The sequence below is a fragment of the Klebsiella sp. 1SOBk10mer genome (genome assembly GCF_046602535.1).
Lineage (GTDB): Bacteria > Pseudomonadota > Gammaproteobacteria > Enterobacterales > Enterobacteriaceae > Klebsiella > Klebsiella quasipneumoniae.
On the sequence record NZ_JBKIUP010000001.1, the window covers coordinates 319,939 to 342,718 of the forward strand.

Consider the following 22,780-nt stretch of genomic DNA (forward strand, 5'->3'; position numbering starts at 1 on the left):
GTTTTTTATCCCGCTTCCAGCCAAGGGATAACCGGCGGCGGTAGAGGACAGTTTACGAGCGGCTCAGGACTCGACGCGCTTCGTTGTAGCGCTTTTTCCAGTATGGCTCATCCATGCTGGAGATAGTCACCCCGCTGCTGGTAGAGGCGTGAACAAACTGGTTGTTGCCGAGGTAGATCCCGACATGGCGGCCGGTAGAACCGGCACGGAACAGAACCAGATCGCCGGTACGCAGCTGGGTACGGGAAATCGATTTTCCGGTTTCCTGCTGTTCAGAAGTTGAACGCGGCAGTTCCAGACCAAATTGTTCGCGGAAGGTGCGCTGCACGAACGCCGAGCAGTCGATACCTTTGCGGGTGCTGCCGCCGAGGCGGTAACGCACGCCTTTCCAGCTGGCATACTGATCCATTAAACGGGACTTCACGTCCAGGTTACGGACCATCGTTTCAAATTCATCCTGAGAGGCTTGCAGTGATGATAAATCGCCACTACCCACAGCATGCGTCTCAGAATGCATATTCCTGGCGGTACTTGTTGAACTACACGCGGAAAGCAGAACCGCTACTGCAATCGCGGGGGCTACCCGCAAGATGTATCTCAAAATCGGCTGAGATTTGACCATGCTGTTTATTTTCCCTTGTTGTCCTTAACGACAATGTCGTTATAAAAAATGCCAAACGTGTTAGAGCCTAAATACCCATCCGCAATGAGACAATTCCTTAAGCTTAAATTTGTGCAGTCACGCACAATTTTATTCACGCCTTGAATTAATGTTGCGGAAAAGGCAAAACGAGAACGAGATTACCCTATCAAACGCCGCATGGCGAGCGGTTTTGCGCGATTTCTTATAAGTATTTTGGTGACAAAAAGTGAATCATCGGGAAAGGCCAAAATAGCGACAATATCGGGCAAAAAACAGACAATTCCTTCATTTGTCACGGGATTAATGTGACAAGAAGATGAACGTGATGTAGAAAAAAAGGACAATTGAAAAAAGGGACCCAAAAGGTCCCCTTATAGATAATGAGTCTGGCGACTGCCGGAGACATTATTTGGCTGATATTCCACCGGGTAAGTAGCGATCGAAAAAGGCGATCAGTTTATCGCTCAGGGGAGTCATCAATACCCAGGGCGCGCCAATCAGCACGGCGGTCAGCGAGCCGACGGCAATATCGCTGAACCAGTGGGCGCCAATCATCACCCGCGGGAAAGCAAAGACCACAAATATCACCAGCGCCACGGCCAGCGCGCGGCGACCAAAATAGCGCCACATAAAGCTCGCGAAGATCAGCAGCATCATCCCATGATCGCCGGGGAAGCTGTCCTTGGAAGCATCCTTAGTGGGGAAGTTAACGACGTCGCTGACGCGGGTCACATCGCTGAAAAACAGCGACGGGCTGGCGCGCTGAACCGGCATCAGGTGCTGCGCCAGCTGGTTGATGATCACCGCCGCCAGCAGCATCACCAGGCCCATAATGGCGATCTGACGACGGCCTGCCGCCGGCGCCTTGAGCCAGTAGCTAAGCATCAGGCACCCCATCGCCAGCAGCGAGCAGGCGTCGAAGGCGCGATTGTTGATGATCGCCAGCAGCCAGGCGTAAGCGCGGCTGACGCTGACGCCATGGTTAAAGAAATGGAAGATCGCGGAGTCAACAGGCGCCCACGCGCCGTGGTTGGCTGGCAGATACCAGGAGCAAAATAGCGCCACACCCGCGATGTTTAGCAGCAAGATTAAAGGAATTCGGTTTTTCATCATAGCCATTGCGATTTTGTGACAGTCGGCGGCAACCTTAGCCGCCTTAACTTAAACGAAGCCTCAACAATGAGGTCTGGAGCGCATTCCAGTCGGCTTCATTAGCGGAGATAAGCTCGATGCGGCTATCGGGCGGGGCAACGCTGAGGGTCTCGATATGCAGATCCTCACCCTGGCGGTTGATCCGCACCGCCCCTTCGGCAATGCGCAGCACACCTTTGACGCGCGCCACCGGCGCCAGCCGGGCCCACTCCAGCAGGGCGATGGTGTCAAAGACCGTTTCCGCGTCGAAGATCCAACCGCAGGCCTGATAGCCCTGGCCGCTGTTAAGGTGGCGGCGCCAGCGCTGGTGTTCCGCCAGGCTAAGGGCGGCGAGACCGGCTGTTGGGGGATGGCGATGGGCGTGCTCCGCGCTCGCCGGCAGTGGGGCGGTGTTCCGTCGTGGCTCATCAAGCAGGGCGAGGTCGATATTCCCCTGGGTCGCCGACACCTGGCGGCGCTCGCCGCCCCAGCGTTGCCACCAGTCGGCAAATGCCTGAGCGCTTTCGGGCGTTTCCCGATCGCTTTTATTGGCCACGATGATATCCGCCGCCGCCAGCTGGTCGCGAAAGTTGTCGTTGTTGACCGCTTTCTCGTCCAGTAGCTGACGCGGATCGAGGATGCACAGGGTCGCGCGCAGATCGATCCAGGGTTCATACACCGCCGCGGTGAGAATATCGAGGATCTGCTTTGGATGGCCAAGTCCGGTAGGTTCGATCAACAGACGATCGGGTTTCCCCTGGCGCAGCAGGGTGTTCAGTCCGACCTGCATCGGCAGGCCATTGACACAGCACATGCAGCCGCCGGGGATCTCTTTGAGCAGGGCGCCGCTGTCGGCCAGCAGCGCGCCGTCTATCCCGACTTCGCCAAACTCGTTAACCAGTACGGCCCATTTTTCATCCGCAGGCTTCTGCGCCAGCAGATGAAGAATCGAGGTCGTCTTACCGCTGCCGAGAAAGCCGGTGATCAAATTGGTTCTGGTCACTCTTTTCTCCAGGATAAATGTAATGTTGTAACAGTTATGCCTATCCTGACGAAAAAAGAGGGAAAAGAGAAGTCCTGAGGCGGACAGAAGGGAATTCTGTCCGCATAAGCGCAAATATTGTTAAGAATCGAGCGCGCGGGCAACTGCCTCGCGGGCGCCGTGCATCGCCAGCTGCTGCCAGGCGGCGCGGATCCCGGCGACAAACAGGGCGTTGCGCGGCAGGTCGCGGCCAAATATTTCCTCCAGACCCAGCAGGGCGTCAACACGCTGCTGCTCATCGCTCTGCGCCACCCGCTGCTGGATCTTGTCTACCAGCGGATCGCGCACGTCGATGGTCTGACCGGCATCATCCGTGCCGCTGACGTAGCGCATCCAGCCGGCCACGCCGAGGGCCAGCAGCGGCCAGCGGCTGCCGCGCTCAAGATGCACGCGAATACCGTCGAGCATGCGCTGGGGTAGCTTCTGGCTGCCGTCCATGGCGATTTGCCAGGTACGGTGTTTGAGCGCCGGGTTGCTGAAGCGCGCGATCAGGCTGTCGGCATAGGCCGCCAGGTCGACGCCGGTAATGGTCAGCGTCGGGGCCTGTTCGTCGAGCATCAGCTGGCGGGCGGCGCGGCGGAAGACCTCATCCTGCATGCAGTCGCTGACGTGCGCATGACCTGCCAGATAGCCAAGCCAGGCGAGGAAAGAGTGGCTGCCGTTGAGCATCCGCAGCTTCATCTGCTCCCAGGGCAGCACGTCGTCGGTCATCTGCACGCCTGCCGTCTCCCAGGCGGGGCGCCCGGCGACAAAGTGGTCTTCGACTACCCACTGGATGAAGGGTTCGCAGCTGATGGCGCAGGGATCTTCCACCCCCAGCACGGCGGCGATTTCCGCCAGCGATTCGGCGGTGGCGGCGGGAACAATGCGATCCACCATGGTGCCCGGGAAGCTAACGTTGTCGGCGATCCAGCTCGCCAGCGCCGGACTGCGTTTTTCCGCCATGCCGAGGACGGCATTTTTCACCACGTGGCCGTTATCGGGAATGTTATCGCAGGAGAGCACGGTAAAGGGCGGCAGGCCGCGTTCCCGGCGGCGGGCCAGCGCTTCAACTAAAATACCGGGAGCCGACTGCGGGAGCGTCGGATTTTCCAGATCGTGAACGATGCGCGGATGCGTCGGATCCAGCTTGCCGGTCGCCGGATCGATGCAATAGCCTTTTTCCGTGATGGTCAGCGAGACAATCGCCACCTGCGGCTCGCAAAATTTCTCGATAATCGCCGCCAGCGAATCGAGCCTGGCGTTCAGGCATTCGTGCACTGCGCCGATAATAATGGGCTGATTACCGTCGGCGCCTTTTTCCAGTACGGTAAACAGGTGCTCCTGTTCGCGAAGCTGGCTCATCAGCGTATCGCCGCTGAACAGACTGATTTCGCAGATCCCCCAGTCGCCGCCGATGTTATTCAGCACGCGATCGGTCAGCAGCGCCTGGTGCGCGCGATGAAACGCGCCAAAGCCGAAATGGACAATACGCGAGCGGAGCTGGCTGCGATCGTACTGAGGACGTTGCACATTTTCCGGTAGCGTAGCGGTTGCAATTGTTGTCATTCTTCACACACCTGTTTAACTGCTTATTAACATTGCCAGTCTAAAGTTATATGACAGGAAATTAAATTGGTAAGCCGAAATTATCCGCTGACTGTGAGCTGGATCAATCAATGCACCGGCACTGTTTGCAGCCTGCTGAGAAACATGTATGGTAGTCGTCATGAGTGTCGCCATTATTGGTATAACAACTTTTGTGAGGGCATAGCGATGGAGCAAACCTGGCGGTGGTATGGGCCGAACGATCCGGTATCGCTTGATGATGTACGGCAGGCAGGAGCGACCGGGGTCGTCACTGCGCTGCACCATATTGCAAACGGTCAGGTCTGGCCGGTCGACGAGATTAAAGAGCGTCAGGCGCTGTTAGCGGCGAAAGGGCTGACCTGGTCGGTGGTCGAAAGCATTCCGGTGCACGAGGATATTAAAACCCACAGCGGGCAGTATGCGACCTGGATTGCCAACTATCAGCAGAGCATCCGCAACCTCGCGGCCTGCGGCATCGATACCGTATGCTACAATTTTATGCCGATCCTCGACTGGACGCGCACCGATCTGGAATATGAGCTGCCGGACGGCTCCCGGGCGCTGCGTTTCGATCAGATCGCCTTCGCCGCCTTTGAACTGCATATCCTCAAACGCCCGGGGGCGGAAGCGGATTACAGCGAAGAAGAGCAGCGCCAGGCCGAGGCGTATTACAAGGCGATGAGCGAAGCGGACATTGAGAAACTGACCCGCAATATCATCGCCGGCCTGCCGGGGGCGGAAGAGGGTTACACCCTCGACCAGTTCCGCGCGCGTCTGGCGGAATATGACCACATCGATAAAGCGCAGCTGCGCGAAAATATGGCCTATTTCCTGCGGGCCATCGTGCCGGTGTGCGAAGAGGTGGGGATCCGTCTGGCTGTGCATCCGGACGATCCGCCGCGGCCGATCCTTGGCCTGCCACGTATCGTCTCGACCATTGAAGATATGCAGTGGCTGAAAGAGACAGTGGACAGCATTAATAATGGCTTTACCATGTGCACCGGATCCTATGGCGTCCGCGCCGATAACGATCTGGTGAAGATGGTGGAGACCTTTGGCGATCGCATCCACTTTACCCATCTGCGCTCCACCTGCCGTGAAGCGAACCCGAAAACCTTCCACGAGGCGGCGCACCTTAGCGGCGACGTTAATATGGTGGCGGTGGTGGATGCGATTCTGCGTGAAGAGCAGCGGCGTAAGCAGGCCGGCGATCTGCGCCCGATCCCCTTCCGTCCGGATCATGGTCATCAGATGCTCGACGATCTGCGCAAGAAAACCAACCCAGGCTATTCGGCGATTGGCCGTCTCAAGGGGATGGCGGAAGTACGCGGCGTGGAGCTGGCGCTGAAGATGACCAAATACCCTGAACTGCTGTAATCGCGGCAATGGGGATAACAAAAAGGACAGCCAGCGGCTGTCCTTTTTTATGTCAACTCGTCACGGAAGATTAATCCGCGCGGCCCATATAGCGGCACTCTTCGATATGAATGCGGATTTTCTCACCGGTGGTCAGGTATTCCGGCACCTGAATCACCAGGCCAGTGCTCATGGTGGCGGGCTTGGTGCGGGAGCTGGCGGATGCCCCTTTAATCCCCGGCGCGGTTTCGATAATTTCCAGGTCCACGGTCTGCGGCAGCTCAAGCGCCAGCAGCTGCCCATCCCAGGTCAGCACCTGCATATCCGGCATGCCGCCTTCCGGAATAAACTGCAGCTCTTCTTCGATCTGCTCTTTCGTGAAGGTGTAAGGGGTGTAGTCTTCTTTATCCATGAACACGTATTCGTTGCCATCGACATAAGAGAAGTCAACGAAACGGCGGGTCAGGGTCACGGTATCGACGATATCGTCGCCTTTGAAGCGCTCTTCTACTTTCAGGCCGGTACGCACATCGGAGAAGCGCATTTTATACAGTGTCGCAGCACCGCGGGCGCTGGGTGACTGAATATCGATATTTTTCACAATCAGCAGCTTGCCGTTGTAATTCAGCACCATACCTTTTTTAATTTCATTCGCTCTTGGCATTGCAGTAATCCTGTCACTTAACGAGTCAAAAATATCGCGTAAAACTACTCGCGCCCGGGCGTTCAGGCAAGTGGAATTCGCGAGTTTTGCTATCTTCTGGCAAAACGTTTAGGCTGTGGCGCAAAATGAGCGTTCGGGAGCTGGGTTGTGGAATGTCGTACTGATTGTGGCGCATGTTGCATCGCCCCCTCTATATCATCGCCGATCCCCGGTATGCCGCAGGGCAAGCCGGCCAACACTCGCTGTATTCAGCTCTCCGAGCACAATCTGTGCCTCATTTTCGGTTCCCCACTGCGCCCGAAGGTGTGCGCAAGCCTGCAGCCCTCGCCGGAGATGTGCTTGACTCATCGTGATGAAGCCATTACCTGGCTGCTGGCGCTTGAGCTGGCCACCGCGCCCTGAGCTTAAAGCAGCAAATGAGACAGGTTTTTGATATGGACGCTGAGGCCGTCCAGCAGCGCCTGGACGCGCAGCGGAAGAATGTCCCGTCGCTGGTAGATAAGCCAGGCCTGCAGATCGATACAGCGCTCCTTTTTCAGACAGGGAACCAACTGTCCTGCCGCCAGCTCGGTGGCGAGTGAATAGTAGGGCGCATAAACGATCCCCATCCCCAGCTTCGCCAGCTCCACCGCCGGCAGCGTGTTATCGCACACGAATCCCCCCTTTACCGTGAGATTAAGCGGTTTGCCGTTTTTGCTTTTGAAGGTCCAGATATTGTCGCTGCCGCCCAGCATACGCAGGGTGATGCACTCATGATCCGCCAGCGCCTCCGGTTCGGCGATAGGGTGTTGCGCGAGGTAATCCGGGGAGGCGAAGACGCCGGTACGAAAGCGGGTAAACGGGCGGGCGATGAGGTTTTCATTCTGTGGCTTAAAGGGGCTTATCAGCAGATCGCAGTCGCTATTGAAAATGGCGCCGTATTTCTGTTCCCGCTCGCTGGCGTTGCGGGTGACCAGATTGATCTGCAGCTCCGGCAGCGTTTTTCTTAGCGCTGGCAGAATATAGCGCCCGAGAAACTGGTGGATGCCGATGGGCGCCCCAAGGGTGACAACGCCCTGCAGTGTGTTCTTATAACGGTCGGCGAGGTTGATAAGCTGCTCATGCTGCGCAAGAACGGCGCTGCTGGCGTGAATAAACTGCTCGCCGAACTCGGTACGCACCAGTTCCCTGGCGGTGCGCAGAAAAATAGCCAGACCGACTTTCCGCTCCACGCTGGTCAGCGTCCGTGAGACGTTAGACTGGGGCATATTCAGGCGCTGGGCTGCCCGGCTTACGCTGGCGGTTTCGGCGATGGCGCAGAGGATCCTCAGCTCGTCCATTTTAAAGTCTTTCAACATCTTATCGCTGCCTGATATTAATGGTATATCAAAAATGATATACCAGTTTGGCTGAATTGCCATGTGATTTATTGATCCGCTGAACGTATGATGGCCTTTGCGTTGAACAGTCGTTTATTTAAGGAAATCTGTGCGTTTTATTGCTTCTTTTGTGGTTCTCGACGTGATTAAAAATAACGATCTTCCCGCTGGCTTACTGAGTGTATATGCACCATGCTGCTTAATTATTTTGCTTTGTTTGTATTAATACTGGTATTTCTCATATTGTTTTATGGAGTTATTATTATCCACGATATTCCCTATCACATCGCGCAAAAACGCCAGCATCCCCATCAGGACGCGATTCATGTAGCAGGCTGGATAAGCCTGTTTACCCTGCATGCTATCTGGCCTTTTCTGTGGATCTGGGCCACGTTGTACCGGCCTGATCGTGGCTGGGGGATGGCCTCACAGACCGAGGGACATCAGCAGCGAGCGGAGCTGGAGAAACGCATTGCGTTACTTGAAGCGGCATTAAAAAACAGCCAGCAGGCGTCGGTGGAGAATAGCGAGAAATAATATGGATCTGTTAATTATCCTTTGCTATGTCGCCATTGCTTGGGGCGTGTTTAAAATATTTCGCATTCCAGTAAATAAATGGACGATCCCCACCGCTATATTAGGCGGAATAGTGATCGTCGGTGCGCTAATATTAACGATGAACTATAACCACCCCTATACGATGCGAGCGCAAAAAATTGTCGTCTCCATTCCGATGGTGCCGCAGGTATCAGGCGAGGTGGTGGAGGTGACCAGTAAAACCAATGTGTTAATGAAGAAGGGCGAACTGCTGTTTCGCATCGACGATACCCGCTACCGCGCACGGCTGAACAAGCTGAAAGCCGATCTGGCGGCCGAGGAGGCCACGCTGCGGGCGAAGCAGGCAACCATTGACGATGCCAGCGCCAGAGTACAGCAGGCGCAGGCGGAGTACGACCGGGTCACCCGCGACTACCAGCGCTATGCCCAGGGAGCGGCCATGCCGGTGAATCCTTTTTCGGAACAGGATGTGACCCATGCCAGGCAGCAGGTGCAGATCCAGTCGGCGGTACTGCAGGCGGCGAAAGCGCAATTACGAAACGCCCGAGAGCAGGTATCCGGACGCTACCACGGGCTGGATGCCAATATTGCCAGCCTGAAATCGCAGATCCTTGAAGCGGAGTATAATCTGGCGCAAACCGTGATTCGCGCGCCGAGCGACGGCTACGTCACCCAGCTTCTGGCGCGGCCGGGGATGACCGCGGTGCGTCTGCCCTTCAAGCCGGTGCTGGTGTTTATTCCCCAGCAAAAGCGCCAGGTGGTGGCGGTATTCCGCCAGAATTCGGTCCTGCGTCTGACGGCCGGGGATAGCGCGGAGGTGGTGTTTAACGGTCTGCCGGGCAGCGTCTACAGCGGTAAGGTATCGCGGGTGTTGCCGACCGTCCCGGACGGCAGCTACCAGGCCAGCGGCGCGCTGCAAGGACTGAACGCCGGGGCAGGGAAAGAGGGCATTTACGTGCTGATCGACCTCGATCCCCATCCGGAAGTGGAACATTTACCGGACGGGGTCAGCGCCCAGGCGGCGGTGTATACCGATTATTTTGCCCATGTGTCGATTATGCGCAAAGTGCTGCTGCGCATGACCAGCTGGCTGCATTATCTCTATCTGGATCATTAATCCCCATTGCCCGGCTCCGGCCGGGCAACCTTATCTAGACGTCCCTGATCCGCCACAGGCAGGCCTGCGTGGCGATCCCCATGACCAGCGCAATCCAGAACACCGCATGATAGCTCCAGATCTCTGCCACCACGCCCGCCAGTGAGCCGGCGATGATCCAACCGACGCGGGTGGTATTGGTGTAGAGGGTGGTGGCAGCGCCTGCCTGCCCGGGCATCAAATCCTGGAAATAAAGCATGCCAATCCCGGCGAGGATCCCAATATAGATGGCGTTCAGCACCTGCATCGCCAGCAGCAGCCCCGGCGTATGCACCGTCAGCATACCCACATAAAACAGCACCCCAGCCACCGCGGAGAGGCGCATCAGAAAGCGTTTACCGAAGCGCCGGGCATAGTAACCGGCAATCAGCATGGTGGGGATTTCCAGCCCGGCGGCGGTACCCATCATCAGGCCGGCCAGCTTCTCCGGCAGATGCAGCTCGTTAATGATAAACAGCGGCATATTAATGATGTACAGGCTGTTCGTGCCCCACATCAGCGTGCAGATGCTGAACAGCAACAGCGCATCGCGGCGGTGCGTGCGCGGGGCTTCCAGCCGGCCGGTCGCCACCGCCTTCGCTTTGCGCATGCTGGGCAAGAACAGCCAGACCATTATCCCGCAGACGATAAACGCCGCCGCGGCGCTGAGGTACATCGCGGTAAAGCCAAACCCCATCGCCAGCGCATAGGCCAGCGGGGGACCAATCACCCATGCCAGGGAAACCTGGGCGCGCAAAATGGAGCTGAACATTACCGCTTCGCGGCCGGTTTTGTCGGCATGCTCGCGCGCGAGGGCGAACATCTGTGGGTTGGCGGTCGAACCAAAGCTGCTGAGGAAGACGCCGACGAACAGCAAAATGAAGTAGTTCCGGTTCCAGGCAAACAGCACGCAGGCCAGCACTCCCAGCAGGCAGCAGACGACAATCAGCTGCTTGCGGTCGCCCTGACGGTCAGAACGTCCGGCGAGGAACTGGCTGACCAGAATGCCTATGACGGCGCTGCCGGTAAAAAAGAAACCCACCATCGCCGGGCGGACGTGTACTTCATTGGTCAGAAACAGGCTCAGGGTCGGCGTCTGCAACGCCCCGGCAATGCCCGTCAGAAAGGCGACGATCAGGAAGGCGGAAGAGGTGACATCGAATCCGCGTCGGGGAAGGGCGGCGCTTCGGTTTTCCATGTGTTTGGTTTTCTGTAGTTTCAGGAGACGGCGCGGAGTTTACGCCTGCTGGCTGAAAATAAACAGTAGTATGGCACGAATAATTAAAAAGGCGTTTCAAAATACAAGGTTCAGCAAAAAGCTGACGCTTACCCCAGCCAGGCGCCAGGGCTTCAGCAAAAGTGTGCAGTACCTCTAAGTTCTGCAATCAAGTCGCTGACGTACCTTGCGCATTGAGCAAGAAAGGTACAAAATTCTTGAAACGTTTCAGCGTCATTCGACATATCGTTCACCGTCAGATGGCGCCTTTTTTCTCAAGTTAGCTGAAACGATTCAATTCAGCAGGAGAGGAGAACCATGTTCCAGTTATCTGTGCAGGATATTCATCCCGGCCAGCAGGCCGGTAATAAAGAAGAGGCCATCCGGCAGGTCGCCGCCGCGCTGGTCAGCGCCGGCAACGTGGCCGATGGCTACGTGAACGGCATGCTGGCACGCGAGCAGCAGACCTCGACCTTCCTCGGCAACGGGATCGCGATCCCGCACGGCACGACGGATACGCGTGATCAGGTGCTGAAGACCGGCGTTCAGGTGTTTCAGTTCCCGCAGGGCGTCACCTGGGGCGAAGGGCAGACCGCCTATGTGGCGATCGGGATTGCCGCCAGCTCAGATGAACACCTCGGCCTGCTGCGTCAGCTGACCCACGTGTTGAGCGATGACGCCGTCGCCGCCCAGCTGCAGTCCGCCACCACCGCGGAAGAGCTGCGTGCGCTGCTGATGGGAGAGAAACAGAGCGAAGCGCTGAAGCTGGATAACGAGACCCTCAGTCTCGACGTCGCGGCCAGCGATCTGCTGACCCTGCAGGCGCTGAACGCCGCGCGTCTGAAAGAAGCAGGCGCGGTGGATTCCGCCTTCGTTAGCCACGTCATTAACGATACGCCGCTGAACCTCGGTCAGGGCATCTGGCTGAACGACAGCGCTGAAGGCAATCTGCGCAGCGCCGTGGCGGTCAGCCGCGCCGCCACCGCCTTCACCCGCGACGATCAGCCGGTTTCCCTGCTGGTCACGGTGGCGATGACCGACGAGCAGCCAACCGCGGTGCTGAACCGCCTGAGCAAGCTGCTGCTGGACAAGAAAGCTGACCATCTGCTGAAAGCCGACGCCGCCACCGTGCTGGCGCTGCTGACCAGCGACGACGCGATTGCCGAAGATGTGCTGAGCGCCGAATTTGTGGTGCGCAATGAGCATGGCCTGCATGCCCGTCCGGGCACCATGCTGGTCAACACCATTAAACAATTTTCCAGTGACGTCACCGTCACTAACCTCGACGGTTCCGGCAAGCCGGCCAACGGTCGTAGCCTGATGAAGGTCGTGGCGCTGGGTGTGAAAAAAGGTCACCGTCTGCGCTTTACCGCGCAGGGTGAAGATGCGCAACAAGCGCTGGATGCGATTGGCGAAGCGATCGCCGCAGGCCTTGGGGAGGGCGCATAAATGAGCAGACGTGTAGCAACCATTACTTTAAACCCGGCGTACGATCTGGTGGGCTTCACCCCGGAGATCGAGCGCGGTGAAGTGAACCTGGTGCGTACCACCGGCCTGCACGCCGCCGGGAAAGGCATCAACGTGGCGAAAGTGCTGAAAGATCTTGGCATTGACGTCACCGTCGGCGGCTTCCTGGGGAAAGACAACCAGGATGGCTTTCAGCAGCTGTTCAGCGAGCTGGGGATCGCCAACCGTTTCCAGGTGGTGCAGGGCCGGACCCGCATCAACGTTAAGCTGACGGAAAAAGATGGCGAAGTGACCGATTTCAACTTCTCCGGCTTTGAAGTGACCCCGGGCGACTGGGAACGCTTCGTCAACGACTCCCTGAGCTGGCTCGGGCAGTTCGATATGGTCTGCGTCAGCGGCAGTCTGCCGTCCGGCGTCAGCCCGGAGGCCTTTACCGACTGGATGACCCGTTTGCGCAGCCAGTGCCCGTGCATCATTTTCGACAGCAGCCGCGAAGCGCTGGTTGCCGGACTGAAAGCGGCGCCGTGGCTGGTGAAACCGAACCGTCGCGAGCTGGAAATCTGGGCTGGCCGTAAGCTGCCGGAGATGAAAGACGTTATCGACGCCGCCCATGCGCTGCGCGAGCAGGGGATCGCTCACGTAGTGATTTCCCTGGGCGAAGAGGGCGCGCTGTGGGTGAACGCCTCCGGCGAGTGGATTGCCAAACCGCCTTCAGTCGAAGTGGTCAGCACCGTTGGCGCCGGCGATTCGATGGTCGGCGGCCTGATTTACGGCCTGCTGATGCGTGAATCCAGCGAGCATACCCTGCGCCTGGCGACCGCTGTCGCTGCCCTGGCCGTCAGCCAGAGCAATGTAGGGATCACCGACCGTACCCAGTTGGCCGCGATGATGGCGCGCGTCGACTTACAACCCTTTAATTGACAGCAGGAGAGGCATAATGAAAACGCTGCTGATTATTGATGCCGGACTCGGACAGGCGCGCGCCTATATGGCGAAAACCCTGCTGGGCGCCGCCGCGCCAAAAGCGCACCTTGAACTGATTGATAACCCCAACGACGCCGAACTGGTGATTGTTCTCGGGTCGGCGCTGCCCACTGACAGCGCGCTGAACGGCAAACAGGTTTTCCTCGGCGATATTAATCGCGCCGTGGCGCACCCGGAGCTGTTCCTGAGCGAAGCCAAGAGCCATGCGACGCCGTACGCGGCGCCTGCCGCCGCGGCAGTCCCGGCGGCCACCAGCGGACCGAAACGTATTGTCGCGGTCACCGCCTGTCCGACCGGCGTTGCCCATACCTTTATGGCCGCTGAAGCCATTGAAACCGAAGCGAAAAAACGCGGCTGGTGGGTGAAAGTGGAAACTCGCGGCTCCGTCGGCGCGGGCAATGCTATCACCCCGGAAGAGGTGGCCGAGGCGGATCTGGTGATCGTCGCCGCCGATATCGAAGTCGACCTGGCGAAATTCGCCGGCAAGCCGATGTATCGCACTACCACCGGTCTGGCGCTGAAGAAAACCGCCCAGGAGCTGGACAAAGCGGTGGTGGAAGCCAAACCGTACCAGCCTTCCGGGAAACCTCAGGCTGCTGGCGAAGGTAAAAAAGAGTCGGCGGGCGCCTACCGCCACCTACTGACCGGCGTCTCCTACATGCTGCCGATGGTGGTGGCGGGCGGCCTGTGTATCGCGCTCTCCTTTGCTTTCGGGATCAAAGCGTTTGAAGTAAAAGACACCCTGGCGGCGGCGCTGATGCAAATCGGCGGCGGCTCGGCCTTTGCGCTGATGGTGCCGGTGCTGGCGGGCTTTATCGCCTTCTCTATTGCCGACCGTCCGGGTCTGACCCCGGGTCTTATCGGCGGTATGCTGGCGGTCAGCGGCGGCTCCGGCTTTATCGGCGGGATCATCGCCGGTTTCCTTGCCGGTTACGTGGCGAAAGCCATCAGCACTAAGCTGAAACTGCCGCAGAGTATGGAAGCGCTGAAGCCAATCCTGATCATTCCGCTGGTTTCCAGCCTGATCGTGGGCCTGGCGATGATCTACCTGATCGGTAAACCGGTCGCCGGTATCCTCGCCTGGCTGACCCACTGGCTGCAAACCATGGGCACCGCCAACGCGGTTCTGCTGGGCGCGATCCTCGGCGCGATGATGTGTACCGACATGGGCGGCCCGGTGAACAAAGCGGCCTATGCCTTCGGCGTTGGCCTGCTGAGTACCCAGACTTACGCGCCGATGGCGGCGATCATGGCGGCCGGTATGGTGCCTCCGCTGGCGATGGGTGTCGCGACGCTGGTTGCCCGCAATAAGTTCGACAAAGGGCAGCGGGAAGGGGGCAAAGCCGCGCTGGTTCTCGGCCTGTGCTTTATCTCTGAAGGGGCGATTCCTTTTGCCGCCCGTGACCCGATGCGCGTGCTGCCTTGCTGTATCGTCGGCGGCGCGGTAACCGGCGCTATCTCGATGGCAATTGGCGCAAAACTGATGGCGCCGCACGGCGGGCTGTTTGTTCTGCTGATCCCGGGGGCGATTACGCCAGTGCTGGGCTACCTGCTGGCGATTGTCGCCGGGACGCTGGTGGCGGGCCTCTCCTACGCGGTGCTGAAACGCCCGGAAGCGCAGGTAGCGGAAGTCGAAAAAGCGGCATAATCTCTCCGCAATAAAAAAGGGCCGATTGTTCGGCCCTTTTTTTATGTCTCTGTTTACGCCACTTCGGCGATCTGCTGCGCCCGCAGCCAGGCTATCTCTTCCGCCCAGATATCCGGGTTGATGGTTTCCAGAATCAGCGGAATGCCGTCGAAGCGGCTGTCCTGCATGATCCAGCTGAAGCAGTCGTGGCCGATGTTGCCTTCCCCCAGACTATGGTGACGGTCAACCCGGCTGCCAAAGGCGCTCTTGGCATCGTTGAGGTGCATGCCGCGCAGATACTGAAAGCCGACGATACGGTCGAAGTCGGCAAAGGTCTTCTCGCAGGCTTCGGCGCTCCGCAGGTCGTAGCCCGCGGCGAAGGCGTGGCAGGTATCGATGCAGACGCCGACGCGGGTTTTATCTTCCACGCCATCGATGATGGCCGCGAGATGCTCGAACTTAAAGCCGAGGTTGCTGCCCTGGCCGGCGGTGTTTTCGATCACGGCGGTGACGCCTTCGGTCTTGGCCAGCGCGATATTGATCGATTCGGCGATGCGCGCCAGGCACTCCTCCTCCGGGATCTGCTGCAGATGGCTGCCGGGGTGGAAGTTGAGCAGCGTCAGCCCCAGCTGCTGGCAGCGGGTCATCTCATCGATGAAGGCATCACGGGATTTTTCCAGCGCTTCTTCCACCGGATGGCCGAGGTTAATCAGGTAGCTGTCGTGCGGCAGGATCTGCCCGGGGCCAAAGTGATACTTTTCACAGGCGGCTTTGAATTCGGCGATGGTCTCGTCGCTGAGCGGCGCGGCGCGCCACTGGCGCTGGTTTTTGGTGAAGAGGGCGAAGGCGGTTGCTTCGATTTCGGCGGCGCGAATGGCGGCATTGGCCAGTCCACCTGAGGCGCTCACGTGCGCTCCTACGTATTTCATAAAAAAACTCCAGTTAAAGCCGCTGGGGGGTGGGTAATGATAGCGGCTTAACTGGAGAAAGATGTAGTGCTTTATGCCATCAGGCTGTGGATCGCGACGTTAATGGCCCCGCCGCCAACAATCAACCAGACGAACAGCATCAGCGCCATCAGCAGCGGTTTCGCCCCGGCTTTTTTCAGCGCGCTGACGTGAGTGGTCACCCCAAGAGCGGCCATGGCCATCGCCAGCAGGACGGTATCCAGCGTCACCAGCATATCCACTACCGCTTTCGGCAGCAGATGGAAGGAGTTAAACACTGCCACCAGGATGAACATAATGGCAAACCACGGAATGGTGATTTTGCTTTTCTCGCCGTTACCCGCCGGGGTCAGCTGTTTAACACGCGCCGCCAGGAACAGCAGGAACGGGGCCAGCATCATCACGCGCAGCATTTTAGCGATAACCGCGGCATTCTCCGCATCCGGGCTGACCGCATGGCCGGCGGCGACGACCTGCGCCACTTCATGCATGGTGGAACCCATATAGATGCCGTAGGTCTCCGGGGTAAACCAGTGCGCCAGCAGCGGGTACATCGCCGGGTAGAGGAAGATGGCGATGGTACCAAAGATCACCACCGTGGCGACGGCGACGGTCACTTTACTGGCTTCGGCTTTGACCACCGGCTCGCTGGCGAGCACAGCCGCCGCGCCGCAGATGCTGCTGCCGGCGCCGATCAGCCAGCTGGTGTGCTTATCGAGCCCAAACACTTTCTGGCCCAGGAAGCAGGCGATGAAAAAGGTGCTGGAGAGCGTCAGAACGTCAATCAAAATACCGCTCACGCCGACGTCGGCAATCTGGGCGAACGTCAGGCGGAAGCCGTAGAGGATGATCCCCAGGCGCAGCAAATGCTGTTTGGCGAAGATCACCCCGCCGTCGCAGGGTTGCCAGATTTTCGGATAGACCGTATTACCGACGACCATCCCGAACAGGATAGCGAGAGTCAGGGCGCTGAAGCCCGCCCCGGCGATGGCCGGAAAGCTACCGGCCCACAGGGCGGCGCCGGTCAGGGCGGCGGTCAGCGCCAGGCCTGGGACAAAATGCCACAGGGAACGATGTTTGGCGGGTAAAGTGAGTGCTGTCATAACCTTCTCCTTTGTCTGCCTAAAGGTTACGCCGCGCGGGATTAAATATAAAATTGATTATATGTTTATAATCAATCGTAATAAGTGGTTAATGACCGCTTCGCCGGTGACAATGGGGCAGGGGAGTGAGGCGCGGAGGCGAGCTGTTCTTGTCAGCAAGACGATGATTTTGTGACGTAAGGGGATTTTCCTTCCATCAGCCGCCTCGATTTGTGTCACCATAGTAAGAAAGGTTATTCAGACTGGATTACTCAACGGGTGGGTTATGCATATTACGCTGCGGCAGCTGGAAGTGTTCGCCGAAGTCCACAAGAGTGGGTCGACCACTCAGGCGTCACAGATGCTGGCGCTTTCGCAATCTGCGGTCAGCGCCGCGCTGACCGATCTGGAAGGGCAGCTCGGCGTACAGCTGTTCGACCGCGTCGGCAAGCGGCTGGTGGTCAATGAGCATGGACGGCTGCTCTATCCGCGCGCCCTGGCGCTGCTGGAGCGGGCCCTGGAGATCGAGCAGCTGTTTCGCGGCGACAACGGGGCGATTCGGGTCTACGCCAGCAGCACCATCGGCAACTATATTATGCCGGAGATCATCGCCCGCTATCGCCATGACTTCCCGGATCTACCGGTTGAGCTGAGCGTGGGCAACAGCCTGGACGTGATCAACGCCGTTGCCGACCTGCGGGTGGATTTCGGTCTGATCGAGGGGCCGTGTCATGCCGCCGATATTATTGCCGAGCCGTGGCTGGAAGATGAGCTGGTGGTGTTTGCCGCGCCTGACTCGCCGCTGCTGGCGGGGGAGGTGACCCTGCAGCAACTGGCCGAGGCGCCGTGGATCCTGCGCGAGCATGGGTCCGGCACCCGAGAGATTGTCGATTACGTTCTGCTGTCGCATCTGCCGGCGTTTCATCTGGGGATGGAGCTCGGCAACTCGGAGGCGATCAAACACGCGGTGCGCCATGGGCTGGGGATCAGCTGCTTATCGCGGCGGGTGATTGCCGAACAGCTGGCCTCCGGCACGCTGGCGGAGCTGAAAGTGCCGCTGCCCCGGCTGACGCGCACGCTATGGCGGATCCACCACCGGCAGAAGCATATTTCTAAAGCATTACAACGTTTTCTGCAGTATTGCCAGGTGTAGCGATCCGGCTTTATCGCCTGATAATGGTGGGGGGAATTTGCTGGCAATTCCGCAGGTTAGTGCTTTACTAATAATTTGCGGTCGATCATGAAGCTCTCTTATAACTTTGCATTTGTACCGGATGGAACCCCGATCGTCTGCTACAATCGCGCCTCATTTTTTGGATGGATAGCATTATCACATGGTTTCGGAAACTAAAACCACAGAAGCGCCCACGCTACGTCGTGAACTGAAGGCGCGCCACTTGACCATGATCGCCATCGGCGGTTCCATCGGTACGGGTCTTTTTGTTGCCTCTGGCGCAACGATTTCGCAAGCAGGTCCCGGCGGGGCGCTGCTGTCTTATATTCTGATCGGTCTGATGGTCTATTTCCTGATGACCAGCCTGGGCGAACTGGCGGCGTTTATGCCGGTGTCCGGTTCCTTCGCCACCTACGGGCAGAATTATGTTGAAGAGGGCTTTGGCTTCGCGCTGGGCTGGAACTACTGGTACAACTGGGCGGTAACGATCGCCGTTGATCTGGTGGCCTCGCAGCTGGTGATGAGCTACTGGTTCCCTGACATCCCGGGCTGGATTTGGAGCGCCTTGTTCCTCGGCATTATGTTCCTGCTGAACTGGATCTCGGTGCGCGGCTTTGGCGAGGCGGAATACTGGTTCTCGCTGATCAAAGTGGCCACCGTCATTATCTTTATCATCGTCGGCGTGATGATGATTGTCGGCATCTTCAAAGGGGCGCAGCCTGCCGGCTGGAGCAACTGGGGGATCGCGGATGCGCCGTTTGCCGGCGGCTTCTCGGCGATGATCGGCGTGGCGATGATTGTCGGCTTCTCCTTCCAGGGCACCGAGCTTATCGGTATTGCCGCCGGTGAGTCTGAGAACCCGGAGAAGAACATTCCGCGCGCGGTGCGCCAGGTCTTCTGGCGTATCCTGCTGTTTTACGTCTTCGCGATCCTGATTATCAGCCTGATCATTCCATATACCGATCCGAGCCTGCTGCGCAACGACGTTAAAGATATCTCCGTCAGCCCGTTCACGCTGGTCTTCCAGCACGCCGGTCTGCTGTCGGCGGCGGCGATCATGAACGCCGTTATCCTGACGGCCGTTCTGTCGGCGGGTAACTCGGGGATGTACGCCTCTACGCGTATGCTGTATACCCTGGCCTGCGACGGCAAAGCGCCGCGCATCTTCTCGAAGCTGTCGCGTGGCGGCGTGCCGCGCAACGCCCTGTACGCGACCACCGTTATCGCGGCGCTGTGCTTCCTGACTTCGATGTTCGGTAACCAGACGGTGTACCTGTGGCTGCTGAACACCTCCGGGATGACGGGCTTTATCGCCTGGCTGGGGATTGCCATCAGCCACTACCGTTTCCGTCGCGGCTACGTCCTGCAGGGTAACGATCTCAATAACCTGCCGTATCGTTCCGGGTTCTTCCCGCTGGGGCCGATCTTCGCCTTCGTGCTGTGCCTCATCATCACCCTGGGACAGAACTATGAAGCGTTCCTCAAGGACACCATTGACTGGGGCGGTGTGGCGGCGACCTACATCGGTATTCCGCTGTTCCTCGTCATCTGGTTTGGCTACAAACTGGCGAAAGGCACCCGCTTCGTTCGTTACAGCGATATGACCTTCCCGGACCGCTTTAAGCGTTAATCCCGGCGGTGATACAGCACAAGCCCTCTGATACAGAGGGCTTTTTTTATGTCCGCGCAGTTACAGCCTGACACAATTCTTCATAATTATATTGATAATAGAAATCATTATCTTTATCATTTCCGACCATTACGGATGAAGCCACTCCCCCGTCTCTGCCATGTGTACAGACTGACATCGGGCGACCAGCCACATCGACAAGAAAACAGCGAGTCTACCGCCGACAGAGCGGCAGGCCGCCAGCGCGTGTGAGCAGCACCTTTTTTGTTTGTTTGGTTGTACACCTCATGGAGATTTGGAATGTTCAGGTTAAACCCTTTTATCCGGGCGGGATTGTCTGCGTCCGTCGTATCGTTGGCGTTTCCGGCCCTGGCCGACGTGAATGAAGAAACGCTGGTGGTGACCGCCTCGGCGACTGAACAGAGCGTCAAAGACGCGCCGGCGAGCATCAGTGTCATCACTCAGCAGGATTTGCAGCGCAAGCCGGTCCAGAACCTGAAAGACGTACTGCGCGATGTGCCCGGGGTCCAGCTCACCAACGAAGGGGATAACCGCAAAGGCGTCAGCATCCGCGGTCTGAGCAGCAGCTATACCCTGATCCTGGTTGACGGCAAGCGCGTCAACTCGCGGAACGCCGTCTTCCGCCACAATGACTTCGACCTTAACTGGATCCCGGTGGATGCCATCGAACGTATCGAAGTGGTGCGCGGCCCGATGTCTTCCCTGTACGGCTCCGATGCGCTCGGCGGCGTGGTCAACATTATTACCAAAAAAATCGGCCAGAAATGGACCGGGACGCTGAGTGCTGATACCACCATCCAGGAGCACCGCGAACGCGGGGATACCTGGAACGGCCAGTTCTTCACCAGCGGCCCGCTGATCGACGGCGTGCTCGGGATGAAGGCCTACGGCAGCCTGGCGAAACGCGCCAAGGACGATCCGCAGTCCTCCAGCAATGCCACCGGCGAAACGCCGCGCATCGAGGGCTTCACCAGCCGCGATGGCAATGTTGAATTCGCCTGGACGCCGAACGACAGCCACGATTTCACCGCGGGCTATGGCTTTGACCGCCAGGATCGCGACTCCGATTCCCTTGACCGCAACCGCCTTGAGCGTGAGAACTACTCCCTGAGCCATAACGGCCGCTGGGATATGGGCAACAGCGAGCTCAAGTTCTACGGCGAAAAGGTGGATAACAAAAATCCGGGGCAGAGCGGGACCATCACTTCGGAAAGCAATGCCATCGACGGCAAGTACGTTCTGCCGCTGGACATGATTAACCAGCTGGTGACCTTCGGCGGCGAATGGCGCCACGACAAGCTGAAAGATCCGGTCAACCTGAGCAGCGGCGGTCAGTCAACGTCGGCCAGCCAGTACGCCCTGTTTATTGAAGACGAATGGCGCATCATCGAGCCGCTGGCGCTGACCACCGGCATTCGTATGGACGACCATCAGACCTATGGCGATCACTGGAGCCCGCGCGCCTATCTGGTGTATAACGCCACCGATACCGTCACCGTCAAAGGCGGCTGGGCGACGGCGTTTAAAGCCCCGTCCCTGCTGCAGCTTAATCCCGACTGGACCACCAACTCCTGCCGCGGCTCGTGCAGCATCGTTGGTAACCCGGATCTAAAACCGGAAACCAGCGAAAGCTTCGAGCTCGGTCTCTACTACCGCGGGGAAGAGGGCTGGCTTGAAAATGTCGAAGGCAGCATCACCACCTTCCAGAATAATGTCGACGACATGATCGATGTTCTGCGCACCTCCAGCGCCAGCGAAGCGCCGGGCTACCCGAACTTTGTCGGCTGGAAAACCGTCAACGGCAAGCGCGTGCCGATCTTCCGCTATTTCAACGTCAACAAAGCGCGCATCAAAGGGGTGGAGACCGAGGTGAAGATCCCGTTTGGCGATGAGTGGAAGCTGACGGTGAACTACACCTACAACGATGGTCGCGATCTGAGCAACGGCGGCGACAAACCGCTGCAGACGCTGCCGTTCCATACCGCCAACGGCACGCTCGACTGGAAACCGCTGGATGACTGGTCCTTCTACGTGACAGCCAACTATACTGGCCAGCAGCGCGCGGTGAGCGCCACCGGCAAAACGCCGGGCGGCTATACCCTGTTTGACGTCGGCGCGGCGTGGCAGGTCACCAAGAATGTGAAACTGCGCTCCGGGGTGCAGAACGTGGGTGATAAAGATCTCAGCCGGGACGACTACAGCTATACCGAAGAGGGCCGTCGCTACTTTATGGCGGTGGATTATCGCTTCTGATTGCCGGCGCTAAAACGCGTCCTGTAGGCCTGAACATGCGCCGCGAAGCAGCTTCGCGGCGCATTTGCGTTTAGCCAAAGAGATGCTGCGCATGGAAGCGCAGATGGTCTTCAATAAACGAGGCAATGAAGTAGTAGCTGTGGTCGTAACCGGGCTGGATGCGCAGCGTTAACGGCCAGGCCTTCTGCCGCGCGACCTCCGCCAGTACCGCCGGCTGCAACTGTCCGGCAAGGAATGGATCGCTGTCGCCCTGATCGATAAGCGTCGGCACAGCGTCCGCCGGCTGGCTGGCCTGCATCAGGGCGCAGCTGTCCCAGGCGTGCCATGTCGATTCATCGGCGCCGAGATAGGCGGTAAACGCTTTCTTACCCCACGGCACCTGGGAGGGATTGACGATCGGCGCGAAGGCGGAGACGCTGACGTAGCGGCCGGGATTGTTGAGCGCCATGATAAGCGCGCCGTGACCGCCCATCGAGTGGCCGCTGATGGCGCAGCGGTCGCCGATGCTAAACTCGCTGCGGATAATCGCGGGCAGTTCGTCGCGCAGGTAATCGTACATTCGATAGTGCGCCGCCCAGGGCGCCTGGGTGGCGTTCAGGTAGAAGCCGGCGCCTTGCCCCAGATCGTAACTGTCGTCGTTGGCCACCTCATCACCGCGCGGGCTGGTATCCGGCATCACCAGCGCGATGCCCAGCTCGGCGGCAATGCGCTGCGCGCCCGCCTTGGTGGTAAAGTTTTCATCGTTACAGGTCAGCCCGGACAGCCAGTACAGCACCGGCGGCGGCGTTTCGCGCTCAGGCGGTAAGAAAATGCTGAACGTCATGGCGCAGTTCAGGACAGGGGAGTGATGACGCCAGCGTTGTTGCCGGCCGTCAAAACAGCGATGCTCTTCAAGCAGTTCCATGCAAGGCTCCTCGGAAGGG

20 protein-coding genes are annotated in these 22,780 nt (G+C 58.6%); 10 read left to right on the forward strand and 10 right to left on the reverse strand.

From position 1 onward, the window contains the following. Positions 1 to 52: 52 nt before the first annotated feature. From mepS to ACLH1I_RS01490, 4 genes are all read right to left on the reverse strand, one after another. Positions 53 to 622: a bifunctional murein DD-endopeptidase/murein LD-carboxypeptidase gene (gene mepS / locus ACLH1I_RS01475; protein WP_004201653.1), complete on the reverse strand. Its 570-nt coding sequence runs from the start codon at positions 620 to 622 to the stop codon at positions 53 to 55. 426 nt (positions 623 to 1,048) lie between these two features. After that, on the reverse strand, positions 1,049 to 1,762 hold the full coding sequence (locus ACLH1I_RS01480) for a phosphatase PAP2 family protein (protein WP_004201651.1): 714 nt from the start codon (positions 1,760 to 1,762) through the stop codon (positions 1,049 to 1,051). 37 nt (positions 1,763 to 1,799) lie between these two features. Further along, positions 1,800 to 2,777 carry a CobW family GTP-binding protein gene (locus ACLH1I_RS01485; RefSeq protein ID WP_043520310.1) on the reverse strand — a complete coding sequence of 326 codons (978 nt, stop codon included), beginning with the start codon at positions 2,775 to 2,777 and terminating at the stop codon, positions 1,800 to 1,802. 120 nt (positions 2,778 to 2,897) lie between these two features. Further along, entirely contained in the window at positions 2,898 to 4,364 is a 1,467-nt protein-coding gene (locus ACLH1I_RS01490; RefSeq protein WP_151628801.1) for a mannitol dehydrogenase family protein, read from the reverse strand. Positions 4,365 to 4,571: 207 nt separating this feature from the next. Between ACLH1I_RS01490 and uxuA the strand changes: the two genes are divergently transcribed. After that, positions 4,572 to 5,762 (forward strand): mannonate dehydratase, encoded by a 1,191-nt coding sequence (gene uxuA / locus ACLH1I_RS01495; protein ID WP_043520315.1) that lies wholly within the window; start codon positions 4,572 to 4,574, stop codon positions 5,760 to 5,762. A 70-nt stretch (positions 5,763 to 5,832) separates the two neighbouring features. On the opposite strand, the gene yeiP is transcribed toward uxuA, so the two are convergent. Then, positions 5,833 to 6,405 carry an elongation factor P-like protein YeiP gene (gene yeiP / locus ACLH1I_RS01500; protein WP_002912951.1) on the reverse strand — a complete coding sequence of 191 codons (573 nt, stop codon included), beginning with the start codon at positions 6,403 to 6,405 and terminating at the stop codon, positions 5,833 to 5,835. A gap of 147 nt (positions 6,406 to 6,552) precedes the next feature. Here yeiP and ACLH1I_RS01505 point away from each other — a divergent pair, with 147 nt between their 5' ends. Next, positions 6,553 to 6,807 (forward strand): YkgJ family cysteine cluster protein, encoded by a 255-nt coding sequence (locus ACLH1I_RS01505; protein ID WP_004201647.1) that lies wholly within the window; start codon positions 6,553 to 6,555, stop codon positions 6,805 to 6,807. A gap of 2 nt (positions 6,808 to 6,809) precedes the next feature. Here the strand turns inward: ACLH1I_RS01505 and ACLH1I_RS01510 are convergent, their stop codons facing one another. After that, positions 6,810 to 7,742 carry a LysR family transcriptional regulator gene (locus ACLH1I_RS01510; RefSeq protein ID WP_049004214.1) on the reverse strand — a complete coding sequence of 311 codons (933 nt, stop codon included), beginning with the start codon at positions 7,740 to 7,742 and terminating at the stop codon, positions 6,810 to 6,812. Positions 7,743 to 7,955: 213 nt separating this feature from the next. Between ACLH1I_RS01510 and ACLH1I_RS01515 the strand changes: the two genes are divergently transcribed. Both ACLH1I_RS01515 and ACLH1I_RS01520 read left to right on the forward strand, forming a co-directional pair. Further along, positions 7,956 to 8,300, forward strand: a complete 345-nt coding sequence (locus tag ACLH1I_RS01515) for a DUF3302 domain-containing protein (protein WP_017899321.1) — start codon at positions 7,956 to 7,958, stop codon at positions 8,298 to 8,300. Position 8,301: 1 nt separating this feature from the next. After that, on the forward strand, positions 8,302 to 9,438 hold the full coding sequence (locus ACLH1I_RS01520) for an HlyD family secretion protein (protein ID WP_151628799.1): 1,137 nt from the start codon (positions 8,302 to 8,304) through the stop codon (positions 9,436 to 9,438). 34 nt (positions 9,439 to 9,472) lie between these two features. Here ACLH1I_RS01520 and setB read toward each other — a convergent pair whose 3' ends face one another. After that, positions 9,473 to 10,654, reverse strand: coding sequence for a sugar efflux transporter SetB (gene setB, locus ACLH1I_RS01525; protein ID WP_048325162.1), 1,182 nt, complete (start codon positions 10,652 to 10,654; stop codon positions 9,473 to 9,475). A gap of 336 nt (positions 10,655 to 10,990) precedes the next feature. Between setB and fruB the strand changes: the two genes are divergently transcribed. From fruB to fruA, 3 genes are read left to right on the forward strand one after another with little or no spacing between them, the layout of a single operon-like run. Next, positions 10,991 to 12,121 carry a fused PTS fructose transporter subunit IIA/HPr protein gene (gene fruB, locus ACLH1I_RS01530; protein ID WP_004201642.1) on the forward strand — a complete coding sequence of 377 codons (1,131 nt, stop codon included), beginning with the start codon at positions 10,991 to 10,993 and terminating at the stop codon, positions 12,119 to 12,121. Then, the gene (fruK, locus tag ACLH1I_RS01535; RefSeq protein WP_002912941.1) at positions 12,122 to 13,060 is read left to right on the forward strand and encodes a 1-phosphofructokinase; all 939 of its coding nucleotides are present in this window, start codon (positions 12,122 to 12,124) and stop codon (positions 13,058 to 13,060) included. It begins immediately after the preceding gene. 16 nt (positions 13,061 to 13,076) lie between these two features. Further along, a complete protein-coding gene (fruA, locus tag ACLH1I_RS01540) occupies positions 13,077 to 14,771 on the forward strand; it encodes a PTS fructose transporter subunit IIBC (protein ID WP_151628797.1) in 1,695 nt (564 codons plus the stop codon). A 53-nt stretch (positions 14,772 to 14,824) separates the two neighbouring features. On the opposite strand, the gene nfo is transcribed toward fruA, so the two are convergent. Together nfo and ACLH1I_RS01550 are read right to left on the reverse strand one after the other, a co-directional pair. Continuing rightward, complete coding sequence (gene nfo, locus ACLH1I_RS01545; RefSeq protein WP_017899323.1) at positions 14,825 to 15,679, reverse strand: deoxyribonuclease IV; 855 nt, start codon at positions 15,677 to 15,679, stop codon at positions 14,825 to 14,827. A gap of 71 nt (positions 15,680 to 15,750) precedes the next feature. Further along, positions 15,751 to 16,800 (reverse strand): YeiH family protein, encoded by a 1,050-nt coding sequence (locus ACLH1I_RS01550; protein ID WP_198079948.1) that lies wholly within the window; start codon positions 16,798 to 16,800, stop codon positions 15,751 to 15,753. 265 nt (positions 16,801 to 17,065) lie between these two features. On the opposite strand from ACLH1I_RS01550, the gene yieE reads away from it, so the two are divergent. From yieE to cirA, 3 genes are all read left to right on the forward strand, one after another. Beyond that, complete coding sequence (yieE, locus tag ACLH1I_RS01555) at positions 17,066 to 17,932, forward strand: DNA-binding transcriptional regulator YeiE (RefSeq protein WP_004201638.1); 867 nt, start codon at positions 17,066 to 17,068, stop codon at positions 17,930 to 17,932. Positions 17,933 to 18,113: 181 nt separating this feature from the next. Further along, the gene (locus ACLH1I_RS01560) at positions 18,114 to 19,583 is read left to right on the forward strand and encodes an amino acid permease (RefSeq protein ID WP_099441505.1); all 1,470 of its coding nucleotides are present in this window, start codon (positions 18,114 to 18,116) and stop codon (positions 19,581 to 19,583) included. 300 nt (positions 19,584 to 19,883) lie between these two features. Next, positions 19,884 to 21,857 (forward strand): catecholate siderophore receptor CirA, encoded by a 1,974-nt coding sequence (cirA, locus tag ACLH1I_RS01565; protein WP_151628796.1) that lies wholly within the window; start codon positions 19,884 to 19,886, stop codon positions 21,855 to 21,857. A 70-nt stretch (positions 21,858 to 21,927) separates the two neighbouring features. On the opposite strand, the gene fghA is transcribed toward cirA, so the two are convergent. After that, positions 21,928 to 22,761, reverse strand: coding sequence for an S-formylglutathione hydrolase (fghA, locus tag ACLH1I_RS01570; RefSeq protein WP_004201634.1), 834 nt, complete (start codon positions 22,759 to 22,761; stop codon positions 21,928 to 21,930). Positions 22,762 to 22,780: the final 19 nt, after the last annotated feature.